This is a genomic window from Aphanizomenon sp. UHCC 0183 (assembly GCF_009712065.1).
GTDB lineage: Bacteria > Cyanobacteriota > Cyanobacteriia > Cyanobacteriales > Nostocaceae > Dolichospermum > Dolichospermum heterosporum.
The window spans coordinates 6,947-11,103 of the sequence record NZ_VILC01000129.1; the positions used below are offsets into that span (position 1 = coordinate 6,947).

A 4,157-nucleotide genomic window follows, 5' to 3' on the forward strand; every position below is an offset into this window, starting at 1 on the left:
TTACCAAATTATTGGGTCTGACGCACCCTACAAGAGATAAAATCCACATTACATATTTAGAAAACTTTGTCAATGCGTAAGCACTAGGATCATCTTTTTTGTGGATTTCTCTTAGGCAGTAACCATTTCCGGTACTAAATTGGGGGATGTTGGCTCAAAATGTAACACCATAATTTGCTCTGGACGTAAACCAACAGATTCATAGGTTTGTCCATTACTATCGCTAAATTCTACTTCAAATACAGTACCATCGGCTAATAATTCAACTATTGTACCAACTTGACCACGTAACAAGTTATATTCAGGTAAATCCACTGTTAATGCTACTACGTCTAGTAATTGGGGCATACTTTTTAGTCATCTAGAATTGTCTTTCCTTCTTCATATTGAGCTATTGCTTGTTCAATTATTTCATTACTCACATCTGTCAGATCAGATTTAGAATAAATTGTAGTGAGTATAATTCCTTGAGCATTTTTCAGATAATAAATCACCCTATATCCTCCACTTTTTCCTTTTTGAATGTTACTATTTTTAATACGAACTTTGAAAACTTGATATTTAATTCCCGCAATTCTATCTCCAGGAATTTCACCTGCTTGTAGTTGATCAATTAAAGGTTGAACATCACTACGAATTGAACGATAGCGTTTAGCCAGTTCTCTTAAATCCCTTTGAAAACGAGGAGTAAGAGCAATTTCAATTAGTAGTGGTTCATTATTATTCTGCATCTATTCCTTCCCACATTTGTGAAAGGGGTATAGTTTGTCCACTTAATGCTTCTTTTATTCCCTGATGAATACCTTCAATGACAATTTCTGTGGGTGTTTCTTCAAGAGATGAATTTTTCTCTAATTGGAAAATAGATTTTTGTAGTAATTGTAATGTATAAGTTTCCACAGAAAGTCCTTGCTGTTGTGCTTCCTGTATTAAATACTGTTCTAATTCTGGTGGTAGGTTAAGGGTTAGTGTCATAAGTCTATTGTGGGTGACTTTATATATTGTAAACCGGCAAAAACAAAAAATTAACTCCAAAATACCAATGTGTAATGTTGGGTTTTCTCAACTGAACCCAAGGGGCTTAAAATGGTGGATGACGGCCAAGTAATTCCTCTTCTCCGCGAATTGCTAACATCATGGGACGATTCATTTTTAATGCTTCAACAGTTCCTCTTCCTGTAGCTGTTAATCCTACCACTCTCACATCATCCCAGCGAAAGTTTTCTGGCCATACTTGTTGACGAGGATTAAAAATAGATACTTCTTTTTTTGTTTCTGGATCTTTTACTGTTTGTCTAGCAGATTTACGCAGTGAGCATGACACACAAGCAAGAGCTAAATTATCAGATGTTGTTGCACCACCAGCCACAACCGGAATAATATGATCTATGTGAAATGTTGCAGCTTGTCCCGCTTGAGACAAACAACAATATTCACACCTATCTTTTGCACGCTGGATAACTAATTGACGTAGCGAACTTGGAATTTTCCCCATTTATACCGCCCGCATGATACGCTGAGAACGTAAGGAAAGCAAAGATAAAAATTCCGCCAAATCAACTAAACCTTCAGCTTCATTTCTTTCGGCTAAAGTCAATTCTTCACCAGCATCTTGACGATCTAATAAAAATTTTAACCGCGCTTGCACAGCTTCAGGAAGTTGAAAATAAGTCAAACTAACGGGTATCTCAATTACTTCATTCATATAAAATTTTCCTCTAATTGAACAGTGTAGTAAGCAATTTCTCTCACTTTAGATAAAGGAATAGGAATTCCTAAAGTTTTGTAGCCTACGTTCTGAATTTCCTTTTCTTGGAGTTCCCAACGATGACACCAAATCATATTTCTCATTTTTCCAGGTTCAACTACTAATACTTCCATCGTTGGTAGTAAAAATATCCAGTATTCAGCCTGTGATAGCCATCCCCAACCAGAAATATTTTTATTATCTACAGAGACAGTTTCAAAAAATAAATTGCCTGTTCTAGATGAAGCTAAGTCAAATTTATATTCAACGCTGACAGTGCTTCCATCTGGCCGCATCAAGATTCTGTCTATTCCAGATTTTTGATACTTTTTAATGCTGGAAACATCTAAAATTCTATAAATAGAGCCAAGCCATTTATCAAGAATATTTTCACCATTCTTGCCTATGAACTCTTGGCTCTTAAAATCATATGTTCTAGTCTTCCTCTGTGTTTTCATTGTTATACCCATTTTCAGCATATAGCATTGGAATAGTAAGCTGCATACCGCGATTGTGAAGACGAATAGGCATTCCAAAAAAGATAGAAATACTTTTAATCCAGTTCTTTAATGTTTGCGAACGACGATTACTTGTATCAGCACCTCTTAATATTTCTGGAAAAACTAAATTTTTAACTAGCTCATCATTGAGTATCAAGTCCTCATTTAGTTGACTATCAATTTCTGAAACAGCAACAATAATTCGCCAAACAGGAGGATAATGTAACATGGCTTCATACAGTAATCTTCGTTTTAAATCATCATTAATTCCTTCAGCAATTCGTCTTCCTTGTTCTGTAATTTCTAATATCCATTTGTTGCCTTTGCGTGTCTTTGTAATCAATTTAAGCTGCTCAAGAGTGTGTTTTGCATACTGTCCATGTCGAGAGATATATCTCTTTTCTTTACCTCTATGTCCTAATTGATAACCTAATTCATAGGAATCTTGAATGCCTTGATGAATTAATTCGATAGCTTTAACGATTTTTTCTGGTTTATCGTACTGGGGAATAGATTCTATAACATCCTTATCATCCCATTCATCCTGAATGTTAAATCTCTGTCTAAATATGTCTGCTGGCTTCAGTTTGATAGCAATTATTAAAACCTCTTTATTTGCAAAGTTGGATCTGTAAAACAAATTACAAGATAAACCAGAAATTTTATGCGTATTAACATCATAAAAATCTGTTTTGCTAAATTGACCATCTCTTTTGAGAATGTCTATAAAGTGATTGATCTCTAAACGAACTTCAGGAGGATAATACTTTTGTAGGTTATTTAGCTGTTTTTGTAATTCCGAATCAGCTTTGATGTTGAACATGAATTATTTCTTCCTTGAGTAAACTTTCTACTTGAATAAGACCGCTATCTATGGCAAGAAGCTTATGAGCAACTTCTGAAATTGGAATTGAAAGATAATTTGTGAGACGAGGGCTAACAAAAGCAACTGCTCTGCGCGTATGATATGTCACATAAATACAATCAACATCCATTTGTAAGCGTTCCCAACATTCCGTTAGATGTAGTCGGAAATCTGATAAAGACATTTCTTCACTTTTACTAATAGCGCCATCTTTTTCAGCTTGTTCTAAATCCTTTAAAGGAACTAAGAATGCAACTACTTGACCATAATAGGTAGCAGCAATTCTCTTCATCCCTAACTGAACTTGACGCTTGAACTTTGGCAAGCTCTCTCTAAGGTCTGATAGTGGGAGCTGCTTAAAAGAACTCACGTGCTTTTTCCTCTCAATGCAATAGTACAAACATATTATTCATCGTTTGACTAAATTTGTATATCAGACAATATAGCTTTATCTAGCAAAAGTTGTCAATATGTATTTTAAGTAGTTTTGTTATTGTTTTACAATTTATAGCTAAAAAGCTTGTATAGAAGTAGTTTCAGTTCTAAACTATTTGGCATTTTCTCTACCTATGCTCCCGTAGGTTGGATAGAACGAAGTGAAACCGAAAATTAACCACAAGATACCAATAAGCGTTGTTGGGTTTCGTTCTTCAACCCAACCTTGTATCTTAGAGGTATGTTAGAGGAAGTGGTAGACCGTCCCAACCTGGGTCAGAAAAGACCGCATCGTAGCAAGGATCACCACAACAATCTCCATGACAGAACTCGAACAGTCGCCTGGGGTAAAACTATGGACAAAGACATAGATAATATAGCCCGTATCGTGCAAGGATGAGTGAAATCAAGGGGATGAATAAAAAACAAAACAAATTAAAAAGAAGTAATTGAAAGTGGAGAGTTAAAAATGGAAAATATCTCTCAATGGGTAGGCATTGACGTAAGTAAAGCAACACTTGATGTTTATATCCGTCCAATGGGTAAAGCATTTTTCTTGTTGCTAATACTGAAACAGAAATAGCTAATCTAGTTAAGGAACTTCAATCTG

At 35.3% G+C, this 4,157-nt stretch carries 8 protein-coding genes; all 8 read right to left on the reverse strand.

Annotation, left to right across the window (positions count from 1 at the left end):
- Nucleotides 1-111 precede the first annotated feature (111 nt).
- The 8 genes from FJR37_RS24280 to FJR37_RS24315 all read right to left on the reverse strand — a co-directional run bounded on the left by FJR37_RS24280 (nt 112) and on the right by FJR37_RS24315 (nt 3,437).
- A complete protein-coding gene (locus FJR37_RS24280; RefSeq protein WP_039202179.1) occupies nt 112-348 on the reverse strand; it encodes a DUF4926 domain-containing protein in 237 nt (78 codons plus the stop codon).
- A 5-nt stretch (nt 349-353) separates the two neighbouring features.
- On the reverse strand, nt 354-731 hold the full coding sequence (locus tag FJR37_RS24285) for a type II toxin-antitoxin system RelE/ParE family toxin (protein WP_039202178.1): 378 nt from the start codon (nt 729-731) through the stop codon (nt 354-356).
- Nucleotides 721-975, reverse strand: a complete 255-nt coding sequence (locus FJR37_RS24290; protein WP_039202177.1) for a hypothetical protein — start codon at nt 973-975, stop codon at nt 721-723. Before FJR37_RS24290 ends, FJR37_RS24285 begins: the two co-directional genes overlap by 11 nt.
- A gap of 106 nt (nt 976-1,081) precedes the next feature.
- On the reverse strand, nt 1,082-1,495 hold the full coding sequence (locus FJR37_RS24295; RefSeq protein ID WP_039202176.1) for an HNH endonuclease: 414 nt from the start codon (nt 1,493-1,495) through the stop codon (nt 1,082-1,084).
- A complete protein-coding gene (locus FJR37_RS24300) occupies nt 1,496-1,705 on the reverse strand; it encodes a hypothetical protein (RefSeq protein ID WP_039202175.1) in 210 nt (69 codons plus the stop codon). It lies immediately after the preceding gene.
- Nucleotides 1,702-2,205 carry a hypothetical protein gene (locus FJR37_RS24305; RefSeq protein WP_168467348.1) on the reverse strand — a complete coding sequence of 168 codons (504 nt, stop codon included), beginning with the start codon at nt 2,203-2,205 and terminating at the stop codon, nt 1,702-1,704. Before FJR37_RS24305 ends, FJR37_RS24300 begins: the two co-directional genes overlap by 4 nt.
- Nucleotides 2,183-3,070 carry a hypothetical protein gene (locus FJR37_RS24310; protein WP_168467349.1) on the reverse strand — a complete coding sequence of 296 codons (888 nt, stop codon included), beginning with the start codon at nt 3,068-3,070 and terminating at the stop codon, nt 2,183-2,185. Before FJR37_RS24310 ends, FJR37_RS24305 begins: the two co-directional genes overlap by 23 nt.
- The gene (locus tag FJR37_RS24315) at nt 3,051-3,437 is read right to left on the reverse strand and encodes a prevent-host-death family protein (protein WP_196803219.1); all 387 of its coding nucleotides are present in this window, start codon (nt 3,435-3,437) and stop codon (nt 3,051-3,053) included. The genes FJR37_RS24310 and FJR37_RS24315 overlap by 20 nt, the downstream gene beginning before the upstream one ends.
- Between the last annotated feature and the right edge of the window lie 720 nt (nt 3,438-4,157).